This is a genomic window from Candidatus Bathyarchaeota archaeon (assembly GCA_026014725.1).
Taxonomy (GTDB): Archaea; Thermoproteota; Bathyarchaeia; order Bathyarchaeales; family Bathycorpusculaceae; genus Bathycorpusculum.
The window spans coordinates 77,949-102,768 of record JAOZHV010000008.1; the positions used below are offsets into that span (position 1 = coordinate 77,949).

The 24,820-nt window shown below is 43.0% G+C and carries 19 protein-coding genes; 11 read left to right on the forward strand and 8 right to left on the reverse strand.

The window, feature by feature from the left end:
* Positions 1–32 precede the first annotated feature (32 nt).
* Positions 33–464, reverse strand: coding sequence for a hypothetical protein (locus tag NWE95_01155; protein ID MCW4002510.1), 432 nt, complete (start codon positions 462–464; stop codon positions 33–35).
* 808 nt (positions 465–1,272) lie between these two features.
* Between NWE95_01155 and NWE95_01160 the strand changes: the two genes are divergently transcribed.
* Positions 1,273–2,505, forward strand: a complete 1,233-nt coding sequence (locus NWE95_01160; GenBank protein ID MCW4002511.1) for an orc1/cdc6 family replication initiation protein — start codon at positions 1,273–1,275, stop codon at positions 2,503–2,505.
* On the opposite strand, the gene NWE95_01165 is transcribed toward NWE95_01160, so the two are convergent.
* Positions 2,491–4,074 carry a DNA-directed DNA polymerase II small subunit gene (locus NWE95_01165; GenBank protein MCW4002512.1) on the reverse strand — a complete coding sequence of 528 codons (1,584 nt, stop codon included), beginning with the start codon at positions 4,072–4,074 and terminating at the stop codon, positions 2,491–2,493. The genes NWE95_01160 and NWE95_01165 overlap by 15 nt on opposite strands.
* Before the next feature lie 289 nt (positions 4,075–4,363).
* Here NWE95_01165 and NWE95_01170 point away from each other — a divergent pair, with 289 nt between their 5' ends.
* From NWE95_01170 to NWE95_01185, 4 genes are all read left to right on the forward strand, one after another.
* Positions 4,364–5,338 carry a phosphate uptake regulator PhoU gene (locus NWE95_01170; GenBank protein ID MCW4002513.1) on the forward strand — a complete coding sequence of 325 codons (975 nt, stop codon included), beginning with the start codon at positions 4,364–4,366 and terminating at the stop codon, positions 5,336–5,338.
* A gap of 59 nt (positions 5,339–5,397) precedes the next feature.
* Positions 5,398–5,553, forward strand: a complete 156-nt coding sequence (locus NWE95_01175; GenBank protein MCW4002514.1) for a hypothetical protein — start codon at positions 5,398–5,400, stop codon at positions 5,551–5,553.
* A 118-nt stretch (positions 5,554–5,671) separates the two neighbouring features.
* Positions 5,672–6,295, forward strand: coding sequence for an orotate phosphoribosyltransferase (locus NWE95_01180; GenBank protein ID MCW4002515.1), 624 nt, complete (start codon positions 5,672–5,674; stop codon positions 6,293–6,295).
* A gap of 230 nt (positions 6,296–6,525) precedes the next feature.
* A complete protein-coding gene (locus tag NWE95_01185; protein MCW4002516.1) occupies positions 6,526–7,533 on the forward strand; it encodes a phosphotransferase in 1,008 nt (335 codons plus the stop codon).
* A gap of 24 nt (positions 7,534–7,557) precedes the next feature.
* Here the strand turns inward: NWE95_01185 and NWE95_01190 are convergent, their stop codons facing one another.
* Positions 7,558–8,424, reverse strand: coding sequence for a PHP domain-containing protein (locus NWE95_01190; GenBank protein MCW4002517.1), 867 nt, complete (start codon positions 8,422–8,424; stop codon positions 7,558–7,560).
* Between the two features lie 5 nt (positions 8,425–8,429).
* Positions 8,430–9,035 carry an ATP-binding protein gene (locus NWE95_01195; protein ID MCW4002518.1) on the reverse strand — a complete coding sequence of 202 codons (606 nt, stop codon included), beginning with the start codon at positions 9,033–9,035 and terminating at the stop codon, positions 8,430–8,432.
* A gap of 150 nt (positions 9,036–9,185) precedes the next feature.
* Between NWE95_01195 and NWE95_01200 the strand changes: the two genes are divergently transcribed.
* Together NWE95_01200 and NWE95_01205 are read left to right on the forward strand one after the other, a co-directional pair.
* The gene (locus tag NWE95_01200; GenBank protein MCW4002519.1) at positions 9,186–10,442 is read left to right on the forward strand and encodes an adenosylhomocysteinase; all 1,257 of its coding nucleotides are present in this window, start codon (positions 9,186–9,188) and stop codon (positions 10,440–10,442) included.
* 81 nt (positions 10,443–10,523) lie between these two features.
* Entirely contained in the window at positions 10,524–10,883 is a 360-nt protein-coding gene (locus tag NWE95_01205) for a hypothetical protein (GenBank protein MCW4002520.1), read from the forward strand.
* Positions 10,884–11,383: 500 nt separating this feature from the next.
* On the opposite strand, the gene NWE95_01210 is transcribed toward NWE95_01205, so the two are convergent.
* The 3 genes from NWE95_01210 to NWE95_01220 form a co-directional block, all read right to left on the reverse strand.
* On the reverse strand, positions 11,384–12,580 hold the full coding sequence (locus NWE95_01210) for a potassium channel protein (protein ID MCW4002521.1): 1,197 nt from the start codon (positions 12,578–12,580) through the stop codon (positions 11,384–11,386).
* 69 nt (positions 12,581–12,649) lie between these two features.
* Positions 12,650–13,816, reverse strand: a complete 1,167-nt coding sequence (locus tag NWE95_01215) for a magnesium transporter (protein ID MCW4002522.1) — start codon at positions 13,814–13,816, stop codon at positions 12,650–12,652.
* 328 nt (positions 13,817–14,144) lie between these two features.
* Positions 14,145–16,241: a radical SAM protein gene (locus tag NWE95_01220; protein MCW4002523.1), complete on the reverse strand. Its 2,097-nt coding sequence runs from the start codon at positions 16,239–16,241 to the stop codon at positions 14,145–14,147.
* 138 nt (positions 16,242–16,379) lie between these two features.
* On the opposite strand from NWE95_01220, the gene NWE95_01225 reads away from it, so the two are divergent.
* Positions 16,380–16,667 carry a hypothetical protein gene (locus NWE95_01225; protein MCW4002524.1) on the forward strand — a complete coding sequence of 96 codons (288 nt, stop codon included), beginning with the start codon at positions 16,380–16,382 and terminating at the stop codon, positions 16,665–16,667.
* A gap of 37 nt (positions 16,668–16,704) precedes the next feature.
* On the opposite strand, the gene NWE95_01230 is transcribed toward NWE95_01225, so the two are convergent.
* The gene (locus tag NWE95_01230) at positions 16,705–20,028 is read right to left on the reverse strand and encodes a PAS domain S-box protein (protein ID MCW4002525.1); all 3,324 of its coding nucleotides are present in this window, start codon (positions 20,026–20,028) and stop codon (positions 16,705–16,707) included.
* A gap of 301 nt (positions 20,029–20,329) precedes the next feature.
* On the opposite strand from NWE95_01230, the gene NWE95_01235 reads away from it, so the two are divergent.
* From NWE95_01235 to NWE95_01245, 3 genes are read left to right on the forward strand one after another with little or no spacing between them, the layout of a single operon-like run.
* The gene (locus NWE95_01235) at positions 20,330–22,261 is read left to right on the forward strand and encodes an aconitate hydratase (protein MCW4002526.1); all 1,932 of its coding nucleotides are present in this window, start codon (positions 20,330–20,332) and stop codon (positions 22,259–22,261) included.
* 17 nt (positions 22,262–22,278) lie between these two features.
* Positions 22,279–23,493, forward strand: coding sequence for an NADP-dependent isocitrate dehydrogenase (locus tag NWE95_01240; protein MCW4002527.1), 1,215 nt, complete (start codon positions 22,279–22,281; stop codon positions 23,491–23,493).
* Between the two features lie 13 nt (positions 23,494–23,506).
* Positions 23,507–24,820, forward strand: coding sequence for an ATPase (locus NWE95_01245; GenBank protein MCW4002528.1), 1,314 nt, complete (start codon positions 23,507–23,509; stop codon positions 24,818–24,820).

The window sequence follows — 24,820 nt, forward strand, 5'->3', positions numbered from 1 at the left end:
GCAGGCGTGGTTTTATGTTTTGTGTTAAAAATCTACTTTATGCGTTGTTTTATGGTTGCTTGGGGAATGTTGGTGGCAGTCTTGTATTTGAGGTTGTTTGGTCCACCAGTCCTCAAGAGCATGCCTTTACTTGCCATCCGTGACAGGTATGTAGAGATAGTGCTCAAGCTAACTGGTTCCTTAAGCTCCTGCTCATAGACTGATTGAATATCCTTTGAAGAAAACCAGATTAAGGGAAAATTTTTCTGAATTACAGCTTGAACCTTCTCAAAACGTGAAAGAACTCTATTTGGTAAAGCAGACCCTGCGCTTACAGTTGGGCTTTCACTTGGTGCACCGCCTAGCAATTCTACAAGGTCTAAGAGGCGTAGAGCTTTATCACGGGTTACTTGACCCTCAAAAGCAATAGTATATCGATTACCATCGCTGTCGAATAGCTCCACGCGCATTTTACGAGCGGGCACTTGATTGTACACCTTAAGGTTGTTCACAGTTTTACACTTCACAACTTATAGCTGTTATGGTGAACCAAGTATTTGTGAAAAACAATTTTTAGGCTTATTTTCTCCAAATTTCCTGTATTTGGAAAGATTTTGCTATTACCACTTTCACAGTAATAGGAAACAGGTGAAAGAATTTAGTTATTGCTTGATTTGGTTTTTCCAGTAGAAGTGTAGGGGTGGCTTATTCACTTGTAAAAGACAGAAAAAGGGTAATTTCTGGGAAAAAAAGCTTGTAAAAGCGACATCATTAATGCTATTTCACATGTATTCACAATTTTGTGAACGAAATCAACAGAGAAAACTGTTAGGAAATATCAGAAAAATTCTTGAACTACACCTTTGCAAATATCTTGTTGAAAAAGCAATTTATTGTTACTAAAGACATATTTATACATGGAAAAATTTGTGTTAGGGGCACCCCTATGTTTCCTCTCGAAGTTTTAGGTGGAAAAACGTTTGTTAGAGGTTAAAAAAATTTGTCCAGAAAATTAGTCTAAATTCTTGGATAGTAATTATTAATATGGTATTTTGCTTTTTACCTATCAGAGTATATCTATATATTATTTCCTTTAATGTTTTATTCTAATTTTTCCAAATTTTTCCAGTAGAAACTTTGGGGTGCGTCTTCATTGATAGACATGACTTGTTACCTACTGTTTTTCTCTATTTTTAGAATAGTTGTGTGGTAAAACCAGTTTTTTGTACTATATCCTTTATCTGTTCCACACGAAATAACGGTTGTGCCACTGAAAAAAGAGGAGATAGCTTGATGGGGAATGTATTAGATGATGTATTCGACAGTTTCGTTAATGGAGTACACCTTTTCAAAGACAGAGAAGTTTTAAGGCATGATTATTTGCCTGAAAAATTACCTCATCGAGAAGAACAAATTCGTTTGTTAGGTGGAACAATTGCACCGGTGTTACGGAATGCTAGGTGTTCTAACATTTTTATTTATGGAAAAACAGGAACTGGAAAAACCGCTGTTACTAAGTATGTTTTAGGACATTTGGAGTCAAAAGCAAAAGAATACGGGGCATCAGTGAAATTCTGCTACATTAATTGCCGCATGACAGGTTCAGAATATCGTGTTTTTGCAAACTTGAGTCAAAGCGTCGGCTTAACTATCCCTTTTACAGGGTTATCTGTTGGAGAGGTGTTTGACAGGTTCCGCTCGGGGTTAGATTCCTCAAAAATAATCTTCATCATTGTCTTAGATGAGGTTGATGCGTTGATTAAAGACCGCGGCGACGCTTTCATGTATGAATTAACAAGAATAAACGAAACCCTAAAGAAAAGTAAAGTCGCTATAATTGGTATATCCAACGACCTGCGCTTAAAAGAGTTCTTAGACCCGCGTGTATTCAGCTCTTTAAGCGAGGAAGAGCTAGTTTTTAGACCATACGACGCTAGTGAACTGAGAAATATTTTGCTTGAACGCTCAAAACTATCTTTCCACGATGGCGTTTTATCAGAGTCTGCATTGAGTATTTGTTCAGCTTTGGCTGCTGCAGAACATGGTGATGCAAGGCGCGCACTGGATTTGTTGCGTGTTGCAGGAGAAGTTGCTGAGCGACAAGGCGCAAAAATGATTACGGAGGAACATGTCCGCCAAGCGGAAAAGCATATTGAGCATAACCGTGTAATTGAAGCTCTCAAAAACTTAACGTTGCATTCTAAGCTTGTTTTATTGAGTGTTTATCACTTAAACAAGTCTAGCGCTACAACAGGTGAAATATATGACGTTTACAATGAACTGTGCGGCGAAATGGGTGCTGGTCTTTTAACTCAAAGGCGGTTGGGTACTTTAGTTAATGAATTAGATTCGATGGGGCTGGTGAACGCAAAAGTTGTGAGCATGGGGCGCTATGGTCGCACAAAAAAAATTCGGCTTGAAATTTCAAGGAGTCTCATAAAAGATGTTTTTGCTGATGATGGCAGGTTTGGTCGCTTAGTTAGTTACTCGCCTCAAGCTTCACATAAGCGTTCAATTGAAGTCTAGAACAGTTACCTCTAGCGTTTGCAGGTTCACCACTGGCACTTTACCAGGTGTTGGCACCAAGCCTAATTTTTCCATATACTCTGTTTGTTCTTGCCACCCGCCCGAGTTCACCACCAGTACGCCTCGGTAGTTACAGTAACCGATGACGTGTACGTGGCCAGCAAGAAAGATGTCTGGAACCTTGTCAATTACAAGGTAATCTCTGTTTTCTGGGGACAGCATGGTTTTCCCACCATAAACAGGTGCTAAATGGCGACTCTGCATGAGAAGGCGCATTGATTTCTCTGGGTGCTCGTGGTCCATACCGGGGATTACTGAGACTATGTCGTCTAGACTACGACCATGGTACATAAGGACTTCTACGCCGTGAATATTAAGTAAGCACGGGCTTCCTACCGAGTGAATGTTCTTTTTTCCTTGAATTGCAGTTAAGTAACCTTCTGGTATGGCTGGTTGGGGCAGGGATTTGCGTGTAGCGTCGTGATTCCCCGGCGAGATGAAGATTTCTATGTACTCTGGGATTTTTTCGAGATATTTGGCGGCGTAATTGTATTGTTTGTGTACGTCTCGTATGGTTAGTTCTTTTTGTTGGTCGGGGTATATTCCCACGCCGTCTACTATGTCGCCTGCGATTAAGACGTATTTTACGCGGCTTGCTATTTGCCGCATTTGTTCGTTGCCGTACTTGCCTTTTAGCCAGAGTATGAAACGTTTGAATGCTTCTTTTTGAAATTTTGTGCTGCCGATATGCGTGTCTGATGTTAGTACGGCGTAGACGGGTTCTTGTGCTCTTTGCGGGGGTTTTCTGCCTACTTCTGGGAAGATTATGTCTTCAGCTAGTAATAGGTTGCTTCTTGTTTTTATTACTGCTAGGCAGATGACTTGGTCTGGTAGCAGTGTGAGTGCTTTCCTTTTGACTTCTTCAGGTGCTTTCTGCGGCACAAGTACGGTTGCGCTTCCTTGTAGGTCTTCGACTGAGAGTATGGTGTGGTTTTTTGAGTCTCTTTTTTCGGTTAGCATGCATATGATTTTTAGTTTGGTTTTTGGCGGTGATTTGAGTGCTTCTAGAATCGGTGTTGCTGCTTTAACGTCAATTCTTTGCCTCAGTAAGCGTTCGATTCTTTTGAATCGGTCTTGAAAATACAGCAAATACTCCTCTAATGTTCCGTTTGAGCTTAGTTTGCCAGTGGCGTCTTCGAGGATGCTAAAGTTTGCTGGGCTGTCTTTGGCGTATGCATAGAAAGGGGTTTTTAGTGTGTCCTTCTGCTCTTCGATGCTTGGCGTTGATGATGGTGTAACTGGCAGTTGTTGGGTGAATTGTTGCTCTTGTTGTTGTAGTTGTTGGCTACTTGCTTTTGGTTGTTGGAGTAGCGCTTCTAAGAATGCCCTTTCAATGAACATGGGTTTTTCTTGCTGTTCCTGCAATTTTTCAAGCGCTATGTTCATGATGCTGAGTGGGTCTTGGCTTTCTGAGTTTTGGCATAGATATTCGAAGGCTTCGCTGTTTAGTTGGTATCCTGCCGCGATTGTTGCTTGGATGGCTCTTTGGAGTTTTTCTTGGGTACTCATGATGTGATTGCGCGCCTTAGCCCATTGTTAAAGCTGACTTTTTATGCTTAGGCAGTTATGATTTTGAGTTATTTACTTTTTTCTTTTCTGAGAGCAATCTGGGGTTAATAATTGATTGACCGTTTTTTTACTGCGACCATACTAACGGATACCTTGCATATCCAAGTGGTCGTAGTAAACAAATTGGGTAGAGCGCGTTGATGGTATTTTTAGCTTAAAACTATTCTTAAACGTGTTAATTTATATAACTGATTGATAGTTTAAATGTGTTATATCTTGAGGAATGACTATGGGCGAATTGCGTAAAGTTCAGCAGACGCCAACAGGCACTTTTTTTGTTTGTTTGCCAAGGGATTGGGCTAAAGAGAACGGTTTACAGAAGGGCAGTCAGGTAAGTTTGGAGGTGACTGCTGATGGTAAGCTGTTGGTTGATTCTAAATATGATGTTGAGCCACAGCCTAGGACGGCTATTTTGACTGTTGGTCCATATTTGAGTCGTGAGATTGTTGGTCGGTATTTGCTTGGTTATGATGTTATTCGTATTGAGGCAAAGGACCGTATTGATTCTGCTGTTAGAAACTTGGTTAAATCGACTGCTGATTCGCTGGCTGGGCTGATGATTGTTGAGGAAACGGCTTCGATGATTTCTTTGCAATGTTTGATGCAGCAACAACCCTCGACTTCTCCGCAGAAGATTTTGCAGCGCAATCATGGCAGTGCGGCGAGAATGATTCGTGATGCTGTTGCTTCTTTTGTTAATGGTGATTTGGATTTAGCTAAGAATGTGGTTGAAAGAGATGTAGAAAATAACAAGTTCTTTTTCTTGTTAGTTAGGATTTTGCGAACGATTATTCAGAATCCACGGTTAAGTGAAAAGCTTGAACTCTCTCCTATTGAATGTTTAGATTACCGCTTGGCGGCAAGTTTAATCGAGGGTATCGGTGACGCATGCGTCCAAGTGGCTTCAAACACCATATCCCTCAAGGGAGTCAAATTATCTGATGACCTTCGCAAGCTATTGTTTGAATTACAATCTGCTTGTTATGATGCAAGTGAGCAAGCACTCAAAGCGTTCCTTACAAAAGATATCGCATCGGCAGAAAATGTGCGCAAGCTGAGAGGAAAAATTGATCAAAACTATTCAAATATCGAGCGCGCCGCAAAAGAATCGTCGGTTGATTTGATGCCGCAGATTTTGGCGGTAGTGTCTTTTTTGAGGCAGATTTATGAGCGAAGCGTAGATATGGCTGATTTGGTTGCGTGATTATCTTGGCTTTGCCGTGACCCCTATCCCCCTATAAAAAGCGGGGTGCGCTGGGGGTTGTGGCGGTTTACTACGACCATCAAAGAGTTGGCTGGCGCATCCTCGGCAGTTCTTTACCACGACCATCCATGAGGACGATGGTTGCCGTAATGGTCGTAGTAGCGGATGGTCGCAGTAAAAATCAAGATGCTACTTGCTTGAGACGCCGCCAATAGGTTCGCACAACCTACCCTCTATAGGTTTGTACATAGAACCACTAATAGGATACAAATATGGTCTTCTTTGGTAAAGGGTTAAATCTGCAATTTCCCATTCACAACAGGGAACCCTCAAATGCCAACAAACATTGATAAAGTTGCAGAAGCGCTCTATCTGTCTGGGTGTTTAAAGTTTGGAACCTTCAAAATTAAATCTGGCGCAACAAGTCCTTACTATATTGACCTTGCACGGGTGCTTTCAGCTCCAGAACACTTGTGCACCATTGCTGATGTGGCATCTGAGAAAATTAAGCAAATAATGACTACTGACAAAATAGATAAATTAGCCTCCATCGAGCTCAAAGGAGCCTTAATAGTCCCCAGTATCGCTTGCAGGCTAAATTTGCCCTGCATCATCGTTAGAAAAGAGGACAAAACTTACGGTGTCACAGGCAGAATCGCTGGTGCAGACGTAACCAACGGAGATAACGTGCTCTTTTTCGATGATGTAATAAGTGAAGGCTTGTCAAAGGTGGAGGGCATAAAGCCGCTACAGGACTTAGGTGCTAACGTTAAACATCTATTGGTCGTAGTAAATCGTGAGCACGGCGGCAAGGAAAATCTAGAAAAACTGGGTTACCACGTACATGCCTTGGCCAAAATGTCAGACATCGCTAATTCCCTCTATGATACAAAGCGCATTTCAAAAGAGGAAGCCAAAAAAGTTTTGGATTACATAAAAAGCTTTCAAAACTTCTGATTATATACTTTTATTATTTTTTCTGCAGTGCTAAGGGAATAACCTTTCCTGAGTAGTGCATTTATTAACTCTTTTTCACGTTCAGCTTTCACTTTTTATCCGCGCAAACGTGTTTTGTTAAGTTAAATATAAAGTTAACCAAAAGTGATGTGTAGACCCTTCACTGTCCAACATTATTACCCTACACATATTTATTGGAAACAGTTCACAAATACCCTAAAGGATGAAAGATGCAAACCCAGAACACCGTGGTCGAAGCGCTGTTAAAAGCTGAAACCTACCCTGAAAAAACTAGCAAGGTCGACCTTATTCAAACTCACATATCCTTCGTCTTCATCACTGACAATTTGGTCTATAAAGTAAAAAAAGCAGTAAATTTTGGCTTTCTAGACTTTTCTACCCTTGAAAAAAGGCGTGTTTTCTGCGAAAAAGAGCTAGAACTCAACAGGCGCCTCTGCCCAGACATCTACCTAGAAGTAGTGCCTATCAACAAAGCGGAAAGCATCAAGATAAAGGGCGACGGTGAAACCGTTGAATACGCACTAAAGATGAAACGCTTACCTCAAGAAAGAATCATGACAACACTCATCAAACAGAACAAGGTCACCAAACAGATAGTTGATGAAATAGCCCATATAGTCTCGCAGTTTCACTCCAAAGCACAAACAAACCCCACAATTAATGAATTCGGTTCCCTGAAAATAGTGAAAACTAACTGGGATGAGAACTTTTCTCAAACCCAAAAATACATCAATCAAACTATCACCCAAGAACAATACTGCTTTCTCCAAAACCAAATCAACCGCTTCATGGAAAACAATCAACCGCTCTTTGAGGACAGAATAACTCATAATTTCGTTCGAGACTGCCATGGCGACCTCCACTCAGGCAACATATTCATAACAGAAAAAATCTGCATATTCGATGCAATAGAATTCAACGACCGCTTCCGGTACTCAGACGTTGCCTCCGACGTTGCTTTCTTGGCAATGGACCTAGACTACCAACAAAGACCCGACCTCGCAACACACTTCATACAAAGATACATCGAATACTCCAAAGACCACAAACTAAAACAACTGTTGCCCTTCTACAAATGCTACCGCGCGTATGTACGTGGTAAAGTCATAAGCTTCAAACTCGACGACCCCAACATAACCAAACAAGAAAAAGAATCAGCTATTCAAGAGGCACAAGCATACTTCAAACTTGCCACCGACTACGCGAAAAACCTCTAATGCCCCTCCCTTTACTACGTGCAACTAGACAAACTGGTTGGCTACCCAATCTGGGATTTGAACAGTGCCCATAACAATTGGTTTCTGATGGCAATCACTACCGCCAGTCATAAGTAAGTTGTTTTGTTTCGCAAATGCTAAGTAATGGCTTGCGGTTTCAAGTGTGTGCCTTGAATGCCAACATTCAACACCGTCAATGTATGGCAACATTTTTTCTTCAATAATTGCTGTCTGTTCAGAAAGCACCTTAGTCAACGTTGCAAGCGATGTTCCATGTGGGTCATTAGGGTGGGCCAGCACCAATTTGCCGCCCGCGTCTCTGACAAGTTTTGAGGCTTCCTCCAAATAGAGAGGGTACTTGGGCACATCACATTTGACAAGGTACTTATCGAATGCTTCTTGACGCGTTTTAACGATGTTTTTTTTGACAAGATAGTCGGCTATGTGGGGTCTGCCTAATGTGCCATCCACTGACTCCTCAATCTGCCTAAAATCTTCATTTGTTAACACTGCGATGCCTTCTTTAGTAAATTCAGCGTTAAGGTTCTCTAGGATTTTAGCCGCTCTTTCCTCTCGGTACTTAGCCATCGTTTCAAGTTTGCTCTTAAGCTCAGGGTTTTCTTCGTCAAACTGGTAACCTAAAAAATCCAGCGAAACAGGCTTGCCCTCATGCAGTTTTGGGTGAGCAAAAGTTACGTTTAACTCTACACCTGTAATGTAGTTAATGCCTGCGTTTTTTGCCGTTTCAACGGCTTGGGCTTGGCAACTGATAGAATCGTGGTCCGTAATCGACAAAAAAGTGATGTTGCGGGCTTTAGCTTCCTGTATAATCTCTTCTACTGTTAGTTTGCCATCTGAACTCTTTGAGTGAATGTGTAAATCAATCTTCAAAGCGGCTACCTTTTGTCTACGGCGACAACGTACCAGCGGTCGGTTTCATCATAACAGGTGTCAACCGTCAAATGCACAATTTTCAACGAAGGATACTTCTGCTTCAAGTCGTCAATATCTACAGGTTCAAACTTGTTCTTGTTGGCAAGGTACGCTTCTTCTGTTAAGGCGTTTGATTCGTACTTCTCTTTAGTTCGCTTCTTAATTCTGGCAAGAGAAACCTCTTGGGGGCAACTGGTTTGCAGGATAACAAACGTCATGTTGTTTTTTGCTGCAATCTCAGCCGCGCGCCTGCGAAGCTCCTGAGTAACAAATGTTGCATCCAAAATTAAACCCCCCTCCTTTTTGGCTGCTTGCTCATCTGCACGACGGAATAATTCATCATAAACAGATAACCTCTTGCTCATGTTGCCTGCAACTTTGGCATCAAAAATATCTTCGTTCTTGAGCACTTCTAACCTTATCAAGTCACTTCGGAGAATAGGATACCCTTTAATTTTGGAAATTTCCTCTGAAGTTTCAGTTTTGTAACTTGCTGGCAACCCGCATGTTATCAGTAACGTTCTGGGTTCTAATTGTGTCTTTACAAAAGAGACAAAAGGTTCTTTCACGTAATATCCCCTCTAACAGTTAGCTTGCGTACAGTGTAATTTTAACTTTTCCAGCTTAGATAAGGGCTTGTCCTACTTTACACCTTATGAAAGCGAGGTAAATTCTAAATAAGGAGAACCGCCAAGAGTCAATAAAAAGAAGGAATATTCATGGAACACTTCCAAGTTAAAGACAAAAGTTTAGCACCTCAAGGACATTTACAGATTGAATGGGCATCAAAACACATGCCCGTCCTCAACATAATCAAGGAACGTTTTGAAAAAGAAAAACCACTAAAGGGGCAAACCCTAGCTGCATGCCTCCACGTTACCAAAGAAACAGCCGTCCTCATCAAAGTACTGCTTGCAGGAGGCGCCAACGTTGCCCTCTGCGGCTCTAACCCACTTTCAACCCAAGATGACGTCGCCGCAGCCCTAGCAGACAGTGGTGTACACGTTTTCGCTTGGAGAGGCCAGAACACTGAGGACTATTATAAGTGTATTGAAAAAGTCCTTGAATTTAACCCCACTTTAACAATGGATGATGGTGCAGACGTTGTCGGCATGTTACATAGTAAGCGCCAAGAGTTAATTAAAAACATCAAAGGCGGAACCGAAGAAACCACCACAGGCGTTATTCGCCTAAAAGCAATGGAACTAGATGGTAGCCTAAAGTACCCAATAGTAGCAGTAAACGACGCCTACACAAAATACCTCTTTGATAACCGCTACGGCACAGGGCAGAGCACAATCGATGGCATTCTACGCGCAACTTCGGTTCTGCTTGCAGGCAAAAACTTTGTGGTGGGCGGATACGGATGGTGCAGCAGAGGCATCGCAATGCGTGCACAAGGCATGGGCGCAAACGTCATTGTTACTGAAGTGCAACCCACCCGTGCACTGGAAGCTGTCATGAGCGGTCTCCGCGTCATGCCTATGGCTGAGGCAGCCCCAATCGGCGACATCTTCGTAACAGCCACCGGCGACATCAGCGTAATTCGCAAAGAGCACATGCAAAAAATGAAAGACGGCGCCATAATATGCAACAGCGGCCACTTCAACGTAGAAATCAACATCCCAGATTTGGAATCACTCTCCAAATCCAAGCGCACAATGCGCCCAAACATGGAAGAATACACACTCAAAGACGGCAGAAAACTCTACCTTCTAGCCGAAGGCAGACTTGTGAACCTAGCCGCCGCAGAAGGTCACCCCTCAGAAGTCATGGACATGTCCTTTGCCAACCAAGCGTTATGCTCAGAATTCATAGCAAAAGCAGGTAAACTGCAAACCAAAGTCTACTCTGTACCGAAAGAGATCGACGAGAAAATCGCTGAGCTAAAACTGCAAAGTATGGGCGTTAAAATTGATACTCTTACAGCGGAACAGAAAAAATATCTCTCAACATGGGAAGTGGGAACCACCTAATCAAACAAGCGCTCAGAAAAGCATGACAAACTTTAAATTGATTAAGAAGTACAATGGCTAATAAAGTGGTGAAATCACTAAATGGTTAGTAAAGATCAAGCAATAGGTGGAGCAATACTTGCTGTTTGCGTTATAGTTGCAGTTAGTTATATCGTTGCACTATTCGGATATTCATGGATAATAACTCAACTACCATGGCTAAAAATCGCAGAACCAGACGTTGTAGCTTATTGGCTCATAGCCGCACCAGTATTCATTGCATTCGTAGCAATACTTTTCATTGGTGCCTGGATCGGTTGGACAATGGCAACAACACCGCCTCCAAAACCAATCGAAGAAATCACAACTGAAATCGAAGACAAGAAAGAAGAACCAAAAACAGAAGAAGCAGCACCAGAAGCTCCTGCCGAAGAAAAACCAGTAAACAAGAAAAAGAAGTAATCACCTTCATTTTTCCTTATTATTCTTCTTAACAGTTTTTTCTTTTACACTTAGCGGGCATACTTACTAATTTATGAGTATTAGCGCATTCTACTTAACATGCACTCAACAATGTTCTTGCAGACAAGACACTCTTCAGGAATCTTCTCCTTCTGCCCTCTCTCACTCAAATAACCCAGATGATGCCGACACTCTGAAGACTCAGCCTTCTTAGGTGGCGCTTTCAATTCGGGCTCAGGTTTCTTTTCGATTATCAGGCGGCTTTCTTTTTTTATCGACGGGGCATCAATTTTTGTGAGACAATACGGGCAAGCGTCGTATGGTTCTGTTGCGTCCTCTTGAAGATTAAGTGTCTTAAGAGGTTTACTGAACGTTCTTTTACACGCTGGGTTCGGACAGGTAGGCACTCTTTTTCCCCGTTTTTCTTAATTTATTGTTAAACCTATAGACTTAGTTGCGGGCGCATATAGTTTTAATGAATTCAAAATTAGGATTACCACTTAATCAACCGGGCAGGCTTGCGCTGGTGAAGCAAGCTTCTTTAAGTCATCAGCTCCTTCAGCATAACCTGAAGCAACCAGTATATCTCCCTCTTTTATTCTCGAGTCAGCGCGCGGACGCAAACACATGTCATTTCTTTTTATAACTAAAACCCACATGCCTGTTTCTTCACTTACGCGGGCTTCTTTTAGTGTCTTTCCCACGAGCGGTGACCCCGCGGTAACACATGCTTGAGTAACCGTTTCTTCCGCTTCTTTAATTGCAAGCGTTAAGATAGGATGCGGCTTGATTTCTCTTAAAACAACTTCTGCCATGTCCGCGGCGGCATCAGCTATTTTTTCTGTAGCTACCCCTAATCTGATTAATCCAAGAAAGCCTGAGGCTTCTTCTTTTTTAAAATCACTTGATAGAGCAAGCAACTCAAACTCTGTATGCATTTTATCCATGCGCTCTTCAAGCTGCTCAACTTCTTCCGCAAGTTCCTTACTATTCAGCATCAAGGCAGAGTATGCCAAATCCATCATTAACTCGGAAGTATCCTTGAGTTCAACAAATCTCGAAACGATTTCCTCAAACTTGGCGCGTTTTTCGTGCTCCAAGCTTGCAAGTTCCCCTCCCGCTAAATCCTTGAATTCTTCGACCCCCACCGGCGCTCCACGAGTTATGAGAATGTCTCCTTCGAGAACTTTCTCTGTTTTCTTCGGGTCAAGTTTCCAATCGTTATTTCGGCGGATGGCCAAGATGTCTACGCCCATGCGCGCCGCTAAATTCAATTCACCAATTTGCTTATTGATTATCTCCGAGTTGGGTTTAACAGTTACTTTCATCAATCGTTCTTCTACTTTTTCGAAGATTTCACCAACTATAGGATGAATACCAATGTTCCTCGTAACTATCGCTGCTATGTCCGCGGCGGCATCTGAAATTTTATCCGTTGACGCTGCAACAGTAGAGACACCGATTAATGCTTCCGCGTCCTCTGGGCCCCTTGCCGCAACCATTATCTCAATCTCAAGCAAGTAGCCTAACGTATCTACACGACTCTCAAGTGCAAGAACGTCTTCCGCGAGGTCTTTATCGTTGTATAATGCTGCGGAATAGGCTAAATCAATCATTAATTCAGAGAGGTTCTTCATTTCAAGCAGAAGCTCTCTAACTGGGATGGGCTTATACTCTATTTTTTCAAAGTGAGGCAATATTGAAATAGCGCTCCACGGTCAAAATAAAGGCAGTTCTAGAATATTTTACTTATGCTTCTATTAGTATTAAATCGTTAGAAGCAACGCTGCAAATAGAGCCATCGTCATAAAACTATCGGCTAACGCGCTGCCAACAGGAATAACAAAATTATCAGGGTCTAAGCCTCTCTTAAATGTTAAAATCGAAATCCAATAAGATATTATGCTAATCGCAACAAACGCAATAACGTTTGAAATGGCAAACACAGGCAACAGTCTAGCAATTCCTTCCAAAGAAAGTGCTCTATTTATAATCAGAGAAAGGAAACCTAAAACGATAAAGAGCAAGAAAGACGCAGCCCAAATGCTGAAGATGTTTTTGGCATGACTTTTTATTGATGAAAAAGAGGGGTTAAGGACGCCTAAGGCAAGCTTTGTTGTGGCAGTAGCGCCAACAATCAATCCTGCGTCTCCCATAATGTCAATCATTGCAGGGTAAGCGGTAAAAATTGTTGCTTGCTCAAACGCAAGACTGTTCACTGCTAACAGGAAGGTTCCAGTAATGTTAACAAGAAAAGACACTAGAAGCATTGTCCCTAACGACTCTTTTAATGCGCCAGTAAACTCTGTTTGCCGTATGCTTCTGGGCAATATAGCTAAAACTAATGAAACGTTAACGAGGCCAAATAGTATTATCGCCCCTCTGCCCCACGCGCCAAAAAAGTAAAGGTTCAGAACCGCTATGTAAAAGAATGTTATAATTATGTTCGCCACTATGGAGACTGCTGGGTACACCGTAGTCTCTGGGTCTAAACTTCTCTTAAATGAAATAAACGCTAACTTGACAGTTGCTAACGTAATGAGTAAACTCAAAGACATTGTTGCAACTATAACTGTTAAAATAGCTGAAAAATCAGCGATTGTCAGTCCCCAAAGCAAACTTCCAAAAAAGAGTGAAATAACACTGATTGTTCCTGCCGTGGCTAAAGTTAAAACAACCATTGCTTCAATTAGCTTCTTGAAGCTTTTTGTGTTTCCAAAGAATTTGGGATAAATACTTCCAAGATGTAATGCGGTGATTAAGCGACCAGACAGTAATCCGTTGATAACCCCTCTTGCACTTAGAACAGCTGGATACAGCGCTATAGCCCACAGAGGTAGTTGCTCAAAAACGCCAAGTTGCAGAGCAATCATGTAACCTGCAAATAACCCGATTAAATCAAATATTGATGCGAATGAGGCTTCTTTAAACATTGCAAAGAAACTCTTAGAGAGGCTGGTGCGTGAAATATTTTAGGCCTCCTAACATTTAGCAAACGAAACAGAGCGCTGTTTTAATGTTGTTAAAAAGGCATTAACTTCGATATGTACCTCTCTCATTACGACCGCCTTTATCGACTTTTGGGAATCTGCAATCACGTTTTCGCCTTCCAGTTTTGGTTGGCGGTCCACAGTCAAACTAGACCCTGTGTTTTACGGACGCCAAAGCCGCTTAACTATCCTTGTTAAAGTTTTGAAAGAGGTCAATGTCTTAAATAGTTTCTGTATCAAGCTAATGGTGGCACAAAAGGCAGTTTAGCTTCTATCTGCCTTTTTCTTTTTGGTTCTTCGGTTGGTAGACGCACCACGGGTCTTCAGCCAAGTAATCACTCTTCACATCTGCAGGTTCATGGAGGTCACCGCAGTAATCAATGAAATCACTTGAAAGACCATAAGCGCGTGCTCGGCAACCGCCGCATACTGTACGGAATTCACAGGCTCCACACTTTCCCTTTAGACAGTCAGGGTTTCGTAAGTCCTTGAATACCTTTGAGTTGAACCATATGTCTTTGAAACTTGTTTCTTTGACGTTCCCAAGTTTGATGGGCAAGTAGGGACATGGTGTTACGTCACCGTTTGGATAGATACGACAGTAATGTAATCCTGCGATGCAACCGCGAATCCACTGCCTCATGTCCAAGCCCATGCCTTGAGCGATACGCATGAATTGTGGTGCACATGAGGGGCGAACGTTTAATCTGTGTTTGTGGACTTTTGCGAAGGTTTTGGTAATCATGTCCTCGTATTTTTGGGGAGAAATATCCGCGATTTTTGAGCCTCGCCCCGTTGGAACTAAAAAGAACAGGTGGAAGTTCTCTACGCCTATACTTTCAGCTAAGGACATGATATCGTCGATTTGATTATAGTTTTGTTGGGTCAACGTAGTATTGACTTGAACGAGCACATTGTTATTTCTTAGGGCTTTACATGCATTGACGGCTTTCTCCCACGCACCTGCTACCCCTCTGAATTCATCATGTTGCTCTGGAATGTGAGAATCCAAACTTATCGAAACAGTTGTTATGCCCGCTGCCTTGAGCTTTCTTGCCGCAACATCGTCAATTAGGCTTCCGTTGCTTCCTAACCCAATCTTCAAACCCTTAGACGCACCGTACTGGATAAGCTCAAAAACATCGGAGCGCAACATCGGCTCGCCGCCGCTGAGAACAAGCAGCGGTCTGCTGACTTGGTAAATCTGATCCATGAGTGCTTTGGCTTCTTTAGTGGTTAATTCATCGTCAAGTTTTTTCTCAGTTGCGTTGATGTAGCAGTGGCTACATTTCATGTTGCATTCGCGGGTAACGTTCCAAGACATTATGAGTGGGGCAAACCGTTCGGCTTTCTGAGCTTGGGGTGAATAGGCTAATTTGAGGTAATACTCGCAAATTCCCTCGTTTGCCATGAGTTTAGGCTGCCACAACGTAAAAGGAAACGGCAAAACGGTGTCGAGCATGGCTTTGGCGTGGGCAAAACAGAAATGCTTACAAAAAAGCGCTGAAACTTTGGGGTCAATGCCGTATTTTTCTTGGGCAAGCTTATGTCCACCGTATATGGGGCAGTTTAAGAACTCCATTTTTCCATCGAGTTTTTCGATGTCCATGTTCATGTTGATAAAGTGGTCGCTTAACATGACCGACTGCAGTTTTTCACGTCTCATACCAACCTTGAGGGTTACGTCAAGAGCGATGTTTACGGTTTCCTGCCCAAACTTTTCCTGAACCTGCATCATCGTAGCTTCTACTTTCTCAAAACCCGTGCTTTTTACAAGTTCATTTAATACAAGTAACCCTTTAATCGTTTCAAACTCTTGAATAAGCCGCATAAGAACAACTTGGCGTGTCCACTCCCCAAACACCTTCTCCAATGCCTCAGCCGCCTTTGGATCTTTATTAACCAAGAGGACTTCAACTTTGGCGTTCTCTTGCTTTAGTTTGCTGAAAAGGGTGATTTTTTCTTTGGAATTCAACCGTTTGGTTGCAACTATCGTGTTATAGTCGAGGTTCAGGTTCATTATGCCTTTTGTAAGTTCTTGAGCATCTGCGTAGAATTCACCATAAAGCTTGCTAAGACCTAAAGAGACATTGGGCAACTCAACATTCAATTCCTCAAGCAAAACGCGCGTTTCTGACTCCATCTTTGTAGCCATAGCCATATGATACAGCAGTGAACCAGCCATGCCGGGGTCAACTTGTTTACGACCATAAGCGCCAGAAAAGATTTCGGAAAATAATCTTTTGGCTAAATCAAAATTTTGTTCAGCTATTGCTGTTTGAGCTTGCTGTAACTTTTGTTGGCGTTCGGAAAGAAGTTGTGCCCATTTGTGGCAATGTCTGGGGTCAAAGTTTGTTAATGTATCCACACACCTTTAAGACTTAAAGACTCTTTGCTGAGGGTAAAAAAAGGTAGCGGTATTCAACGTGCTTAGGCTATAGGCTTGTTAATTAGATAAACTAATTAAGCCCAAATGGGAACATAGCCAGCTTGAAAGGTGATTAGTTTGAGTTACGATTGGATTTACGCCTTAGTCGGCTTTCTGATTATGCTAGGAATCTTGGGTGGAATAGGCATTAACAAACCAAGAGGAATGAGCGTGAAAACATGGTGTATAGGCTACTTAGCAGTCGCGTTGGGTTTTGACGCACTCGTCGTTATAGGTCTATTTGGACAGTATGCATGGCTAACTAATTTACTCTTAGGGCTCTCCGCAGGTGCTGCTACTGGTTTAGCTATTCATGTGATGCATCATATCTCGGAAGAAGGCGAACATCCAACGTTCATGGGCTAACCGCCAGCGTAGAGCATTGGTTATTTCGGTAATGTGTTTATGCAGCGGATTGTAAATTGCTTTTTCTTTTCGGTAAGCGAACAATGAACTTTGTTCCTTTCCCTGCTTGGCTCTCAAACGTTACTGTGCCGCCTAATGCTTCAGCCATGCGTTTTACCACTGCTAAACCGAAGCCTTGACCTTTTGACTTGGTGGTGAAGAGTGGTGTGAATAATTTTTCTTTAATATCTTCAGGTATACCCACTCCTGTATCTGCAACCGTTACTATAACATCGCTTCTTTCAGTGTAAGCTTCAACACTTAACCTCCCGCCTGAGGGCATGGCTTGAAGAGCGTTGTTCACCAAGTTGCTTAGGATACGTTTAACATATGATGCATCTGACATTATGATATGAGCGTCTTTTTGGACGTTGCTTTGCACTTGAATGTTCTCTGGGATACTGTGGTTATATAAGACTTCATTGATTATTTGTTCAAGGTTAGTTTGTGAAACGTTGGGTTTTAGTGGTTTGGCAAAATCTTGCAAGTCTGCAACAATCTTGTTTATGTATTCAATGTTTTTCTCAATTCCCAATAAACTTTCTTTCATTGAGGCCTTACATGTGCTGTCTGGGCATGAATCCAACTCGGTTCTAGCCAAGTACAAGTCGCAAGTGATAGCCTGCAAAGGGTTACGGATATCATGCCCAACCATGCCTGCTGTTGCGCCGATAGCAGCAAGCCTCTCTGAATCTCTCAACTGTTTGGTTTTCTCTTCAACCATTTTTTCTAGATGCTCTGAGTGGGATTTCAACAGTTTCTCATTTGCCTCTAGCTTTTCCAGTATCCTGCTATTTATTAAGGCAATAGACGCTATTTCGCCGAAAGCCGTCGCCATCTGAGCATCGTGTTCAGTGAAAGAGCCTTCTTTGTTGGCTAAGCCTATAATTCCCACAGTTTTATTGTCGATTGTCAAAGGGGCAAACAAGACATTCTTTAATTGCACGTGTCCTTTTGGCAATAACTTTGCCCATTTACTGTTGGGAAACTCGTTATCGTATACCGTCTTGCCTGTGTCGTAAGCTTTAGCTCTTAACCCGCGGATAGGCATTTCAAGCGAAGGATCAACTAAACACACCAGCCCTCCAGAATCTAAAAACAGAACATTGTTTTCTTTTTCATCATTGCTCATGAGTGCTACATACCCTGCCTTTGCTCCAAGTAGACCTTTACAGGAATCAAATATTGCTCTCGCTGCATCGCTGAATTCGTGACGAACCAAAACTGCTTTGGATGCCTCAAGAAGTGCTGAAACCTCAGACTGCCTATCTTGCGAAGCTTTTAGAGTATCAAGAAGTTCATTCTCCATTTCTTTACGACTAGTAATATCAATACAGGTGCCTACCCATTCTCTAACGCTTCCATCTTCCGTAAATACTGGAACTCCGCGCGCTAGGAAATGGCGATAAACGCCGTCACTTCTCCTGAGTCTATATTCAACGTCATATTGACTTTTTGTTGCTACTGCGTTTTTCCAAATCCTGATGGTTTTTTCAAAATCTTCAGGATGAAGAGCTTTTGACCAGCCCCACCCTTTTACTTCTTCAAAAGATTGCCCCGTGAATTTTCTAAACGCTGGAATATCCTCAACCACCTCTCCCTGAGCATTTGTGGTCCAACCTAACTCTCCAGTTACTTCGATGTAGGAACGGTATCTTTCTTCACTTTTTTTGAGGGAATCTTCAGATTTTTTACGTTCTGTTATATCTCGAGCAACATGCACTGAACCAATCATGCGTCCATGTTCATCTTTTAGAGGGGTAGTGCTTACTATGAAATCGCCACCAAGCCTATCCTCATGAACTTCCACCGTGTGTTCCTGTTCATCCGACAAGGATTCTGAGTGTGGACAGAAAATAGGTGGCTTATCTGTTCCATGCATACATTTGTAGCAGGGCAAGCCTATGCATTTTTCTGGCGTTGTACCTAATGCCTTTGCCAATGCTTTGTTAGCACGCACAATCTTATGTTTGTCGTCTAGAATAGCGATTAAGTCTGGGACACTGTTGAAGGTTCGTTCCCAATCAACCTTGGCTCTTTGGAGTGCTTCCTCAGCTTTTTTACGTTCAGTGATATCTCGGAATACCAGAACTACGCCTGTTATGTTGCCCTTTTTGTCTTTGATAGGTGCTCCACTGTCATCTATTGGGACTTCGGTTCCATCTTTCCGAACAAGGATGGTGTGGTTAGCTAAGCCAACAACTAAACCTTCCCTGATCACTCTATCAACAGGGCTTTCAATTTCTTCGCGTGTAAACGCGTTTATTATACCGAAAACTTGTTTGAGCGGCTTCTGCTGTGCGTCTTGTAACTCCCACCCAGTTATTTTTTCGGCGACACTATTCAAGAATGTGATGTTTCCCTTCACATCAGTGGCGATGACTGCGTCACCGATGCTTGACACTGTTGTAGCCCACCGTTCCTCACTTTCACGGAGCATTTTTTCTGCCTGTTTAACTTGGTCAATCTGTATTGTGTAGCTGCGAATAGACTGGCTGTGTGGAACAAGATAGAACTGCTGATGGTACCAGCGGTCACCTATTTTGTGTTCTCTGCTGAACGCTCCTTTTTTTTCGGCCTTGACTGATTTGAGAATTTCTTCCCAACCAGAGAAAAAGGGATGTTGCAAAGGGTGCTTTTGGATGTTAGGAAAAGTTGTGAGGGCTGAGGCGTTAGCATACTTTAGGTTGCCATTAGTGTCCACTTCGATAATTGGATTTGGATTCATCGCTGGGAAAGAAGCTAACTTTGCGATTTCAGCATCTGCTTTTTTGCGCCTAACACTATCTTCAATTAGACTCCATTTTTCACCTTGCTTGATTAAAGTGCCCACGTGATTACGAACAACATCTAACACGTCTGTACCGACGCAGTTCTTTAGGCAGTAAGTGCACAATGCAAGCATACGGTGCTGTCCAATTACCTTATTTATTGCTTCTTCATAATCGACAAAACTATTCCAAAGCTCCCGTTCAACCCAAAATGTGTTTCCTGTTAAACGGAGCCCTTCAAAGCCGTGCGCTAAAGCGGCTTTTTCTTTTCTCACCCATCCTTCCAAAATCATGTTTGTATCAAATTTGCCGTCAAGCAGGTACCAATTGTCATAAGATATAATCTCGATTTGTCCCTGCTTAATGTATTCATCGAGGTTAGGAATCGCCTTTTGGAGGGCAAGTTTTGCTTCTTCTACTTCTAGAGGCGGCGAGGTAATCCACATGCAAAATTCGTTACTTTTTAGGCCTTCAGCAAAATAGGGAACTAAAATATCGATTAGGTCTTGTTTTGTCTCATAGAACTGGCAAAGATGGGTCCCCCACGGAATTGAACCTACTAGGGTTATTCCAAAAAGCCTGAAGTCATCAGAATGATTGCTGGTTGACGTTCCTATCTCCTGTTGTCCTTAAGTATCAGAGCTTAAATTTAAAACTTACATAAATCAGTCAAGAAAAACGCCCTGCGCTTATTGTCCAAAAAATCGAAATTATTACTACTTTTTAAGTATTAAAGTATTAAAAAAAGTCTAATTTGTTTAGTTAACTATGGAAATCTCAAGGCTCTCTTGCAAATTGACAACATTTATATGTTCTAAAGCAAGAGAAAGTTTTCCATAGGACGAGTTATTTATGGGAAAGTCCCTTACACGAAAAATACTTGAAGAGCACCTCGTAGTAGGTAAATACGTACCCGGCACTGAAATTGGAATAAAAATTGACCAAACCCTAACTCAAGACGCTACAGGAACCATGGCGTACCTGCAGTTTGAGGCAATGGGGTTAAAACAGGTAAAAACTGAACTCTCAGTCAGCTATGTTGACCACAATACCATTCAAGTTGGTTACGAGAACGCTGACGACCACAAATATCTCCAAACAGTAGCCGCAAAGTACGGCATCATTTACTCAAAAGCAGGAAACGGCATATGCCACCAAGTTCACCTTGAACGGTTCGGCAAGCCTGGAAAAACTCTTCTCGGCTCAGACAGCCACACAACAACAGGCGGCGGCATCGGCATGATAGCGATTGGAGCAGGTGGGCTTGATGTCGCAGTTGCCATGGGTGGCGGTGAATTCTACATTACTTGCCCAAAAGTCTACAAGATAAACCTCACAGGCAAGCTTCAGCCTTGGGTCACCGCCAAAGACGTTGTCTTAAAGATGTTAGAGGTGTTCTCGGTAAAAGGCAACGTCGGGGTTATCATGGAGTATGCTGGACCAGGAGTAAAGACTCTGACGGTGCCAGAGAGAGCCACAATCACCAACATGGGCGCTGAAATGGGTGTAACCACCTCAATATTCCCCTCCGATGAGGAGACAAGAAAATTCCTCAAAGCACAAGGTAGAGAAGTAGACTGGGTTGAATTAAAGGCAGACGACGACGCCGAATATGACAAGGTCGTTGAGCTTGACCTTAGCCAAATAGAACCTCTTGCTGCGGCGCCGCACAGTCCAGGCAACATAGTTAAAGTCAGCGACATGAAGGATTTGAAAGTAGACCAAGTTATGATTGGCTCCTGCACCAATTCCTCCTACAAAGAAATTGCCACAGTTGCCAAAATAATGAAGGGCAAAAAAGTTCATCCTGACGTGTCCTTTGGCGTTGCGCCAGGCTCAAGACAAGTGTTGCAGATGACGGCAAAAGACGGTTATCTCCTTGATTTGCTTAATTCTGGTGTGAGACTGCTGGAGGCAGCATGCGGATTCTGCATCGGCAACAGCCAAAGTCCCAGATCAACAGGCGTTTCTCTTAGGACTAGTAACAGAAATTTTGAGGGCAGAAGCGGAACCGCGGATGCGCAGGTTTACCTTGTGAGCCCAGAAGTTGCAGCCGTGTCCGCAATCACAGGGAAATTAACTGACCCAAGAACAACTGGCATAGAGTATCCCAAAGTTGATATGCCAACGAGTTTCCTCATCGATGACTCCATGTTCATTTTCCCAAAGGACGCTGACAAAAACGTTGAGATTTTCCGTGGCCCCAACATTGGCACGCCGCCAGTTAACGATAAAATGCCTGAGAGCATAGTGGGCAATGTCGGAATAAAAGTCGGAGACAAAATCACAACAGACCACATCATGCCCGCAGGCGCCAGGCTCAAGTACAGGTCCAACGTGCCCAAATACTCGGAATATGTCTTTGAACCCATCGACCCAGCGTTCCCCAAACGTGCGATGGAAACCAAAAAGAAAGGACTACACACCGTGATAGTTGCCGGTGAGTCGTATGGTCAAGGAAGTTCCAGAGAGCATGCAGCGTTGTGCCCAATGTATCTCGGTGTCAAAGCAATAATTGCAAAATCAGTTGAGAGGATTCACGCGGCGAACCTTGTGAACTTTGGCATAATTTCACTGTCTTTCAAGAACATGGCTGACTACGACAAAATAGACCAAGGTGACGAAATCGAAATTCCTGACATCAAAAAGAAGTTGCAGAACAACGAGCCAGTGATATTGGTCAACAAGACCAAGAACCTAAAGATAGAACTCGGTTACAACCTTTCGCAGAGGCAAAAAGACATTCTTTATGAGGGCGGTTTGCTCTCGTACACGGTTAAGTGATATGGAGAAGGGACTGATTGAGCAAAATTAAAGTTAAGAATACAATTGTAGAGATAGACGGCGACGAAATGACTAGGGTAATGTGGAAGATGGTAAAAGAAAAGCTTCTTTTGCCCTACTTGGACATGGACCTAGCATACTATGACCTTGCACTCAAAAAGAGAGATGAGACAGACGACAAAATAACTCTGGAAGCTGCTGAGGCTATAAAGAAGTACGGTGTAGGTGTAAAATGCGCAACAATCACGCCTAACAAGGACCGCGTAAAAGAATACAACCTGAAGAAAGAGTGGAGTAGCCCCAACGGAACCATCCGCGCTGCACTTGACGGCACAGTTTTCAGGGCGCCGATACTGGTTAAGAATATTCTACCCGCAGTGAGGTCATGGAAAAAGCCCATCCATATCGGAAGGCACGCTTATGGTGATGTCTACAAGAACTGTGAGTACCGTATTCCAGAAGCTGGCAAAGCAGAATTAGTGTTTACCAACAGTGGCGGTCAAGAACTTTGGCGCGGGACCATCCAAGAGTTCAAAGGCCCAGGCATTATTCAGGGCATCCACAACACTGACAAATCCATACTTAGTTTTGCTAAGGCATGCTTCACTTATGCTTATGACCAAAAAATCCACCTGTGGTTTGGAGCAAAAGACACAATATCAAAAACATACGATGCCCAATTCAAGAAGATTTTTGAGCAGGAATTCGAAGCAAACTGGAAAACGAAATTCAAGGAAGCTGGGCTTGAGTATTTCTTTACTTTGATTGATGATGCAGTTGCTAGAATAATGAAGACTGAAGGCGGTTTGCTTTGGGCATGCAAGAACTATGACGGCGACGTTATGAGTGACATGTTAGGCTCAGCCTACGGCAGCTTAGCGATGATGACTTCCGTGCTTGTCAGTCCACAGGGCCTCTACGAATTTGAAGCTTCCCACGGTACCGTGCAAAAGCACTACTACAAACATCTCAAGGGCGAAAAAACTTCAACCAACCCCATGGCGCTAATCTTCGCTTGGACTGGCTGTCTTAAAAAACGCGGCGAACTCGACAAAACACCCGAAGTAGTGGCATTTGCTGAAAAGTTGGAAGCAGCGGCTCTTGAAACCGTTGAAAGCGGCATCATGACTGGCGATTTAATGCAGGTTGCTACACCAGCCCCAAATAATAGGTTGGTCTATACTGAGGAATTCATAGACGCCGTAGCAAAGCGGCTACACAGCAAACTTTAGTGAGGAAACATTAATGGCGCATAAGGCAATCAGAGAAGCAGACGGCAAACGCATGCTTGCCCGCTTATTCAAAGAATACTCGAATGGAAAATACACTATCCAAGACAAGATTGTCAGCGTTGGGCCAGACACTGACCTGACAAAGTTGCCCACCGAACACAAATGGCTAACCACTGAGAAGTTAGTGGTTAAACCCGACCAGTTGATAAAGCGCAGGGGAAAGAACAACCTCATTTTGCTCGGCGCAAACTACGACCAAGCCAAAGCATGGATACAAGAAAAATCTAAAGCACCGATAACCATATACGGCAAGTTTGATACTGACGGAAAACCCGCCGACAAGGGCACAGTCGGGCAACTAACCCACTTTATTATTGAGCCTATGGTACCTCACAAAGAGTCTGATGAATGCTACATTGCCATAGTCTCCACAAGAGACGGCGACGAAATCCTCTTCTACCATCAAGGCGGAATCAACGTAGGCGACGTAGACGCTAAAGCATCACGCTTGGCTGTTCCAATCGGCACACTCCCAAACCAAGAAGAAATCGAGACGAAGCTTTTGGGAAAAGTTCCAGCCAACCGCAAAAAACTTGTTTCAGGCTTCATCGAAGCGCTATTCAAGTTCTATGCCGATTTGAACTTCACCTACTTGGAGATAAACCCAGTTGTCGTAACAGAGGCTACTGTTATTCCATTAGACCTTGCGGCAAAACTTGACAGTTGCGCAGAATTTGAGAGCGGTGCAAAGTGGGGCAAAATAGAGTTTCCAGCACCGTTTGGCAGAACACTCACAAAGGAAGAAGCTTACATCGAAGAGTTAGACTCTAAGACTGGTGCGTCTCTAAAGTTAACCGTGCTTAACCCTGAAGGAAGAGTTTGGACAATGGTGGCAGGCGGCGGCGCCTCGGTCATTTATGCTGACACCATAACCGACCTTGGCTACATGAATGAACTTGCAAATTACGGGGAATATTCAGGTGACCCCAATGAAGAGTTCACTTACCTCTACGCCAAAACAATCCTTGACCTCATGACCCGAAAGAAAAATCCAAAAGGCAAGTTTTTACTTATAGGCGGCGGCATAGCAAACTTCACCGACGTTGCCAACACGTTCAAGGGTATAATCAGGGCGCTAAAAGAGTATCAAAAACAACTTCAAGAAAACAAGGTGAAAATCTACGTTCGCAGAGGCGGCCCCAACTATCAAGAAGGACTGGCGCAGATGAGGCAACTTGGAGAAAGCATAGGTGTTCCAATTGAAGTTTATGGTCCTGAAACACACATGACTAAGATTGTTTCTATAGCTCTCAAGGGAGGAGCATAG

Bases quoted from the DNA above. Each gene is read 5' to 3' on its own strand.
- NWE95_01245 (MCW4002528.1), top strand. From the start codon at position 23,507: ATGGCGCATAAGGCAATCAGAGAAGCAGACGGCAAACGCATGCTTGCC.
- NWE95_01215 (MCW4002522.1), bottom strand. From the start codon at position 13,816: ATGTTTAAAGAAGCCTCATTCGCATCAATATTTGATTTAATCGGGTTA.
- NWE95_01180 (MCW4002515.1), top strand. From the start codon at position 5,672: ATGCCAACAAACATTGATAAAGTTGCAGAAGCGCTCTATCTGTCTGGG.
- NWE95_01235 (MCW4002526.1), top strand. From the start codon at position 20,330: ATGGGAAAGTCCCTTACACGAAAAATACTTGAAGAGCACCTCGTAGTA.
- NWE95_01185 (MCW4002516.1), top strand. From the start codon at position 6,526: ATGCAAACCCAGAACACCGTGGTCGAAGCGCTGTTAAAAGCTGAAACC.
- NWE95_01170 (MCW4002513.1), top strand. From the start codon at position 4,364: ATGGGCGAATTGCGTAAAGTTCAGCAGACGCCAACAGGCACTTTTTTT.
- NWE95_01205 (MCW4002520.1), top strand. From the start codon at position 10,524: ATGGTTAGTAAAGATCAAGCAATAGGTGGAGCAATACTTGCTGTTTGC.
- NWE95_01200 (MCW4002519.1), top strand. From the start codon at position 9,186: ATGGAACACTTCCAAGTTAAAGACAAAAGTTTAGCACCTCAAGGACAT.
- NWE95_01160 (MCW4002511.1), top strand. From the start codon at position 1,273: ATGGGGAATGTATTAGATGATGTATTCGACAGTTTCGTTAATGGAGTA.
- NWE95_01165 (MCW4002512.1), bottom strand. From the start codon at position 4,074: ATGAGTACCCAAGAAAAACTCCAAAGAGCCATCCAAGCAACAATCGCG.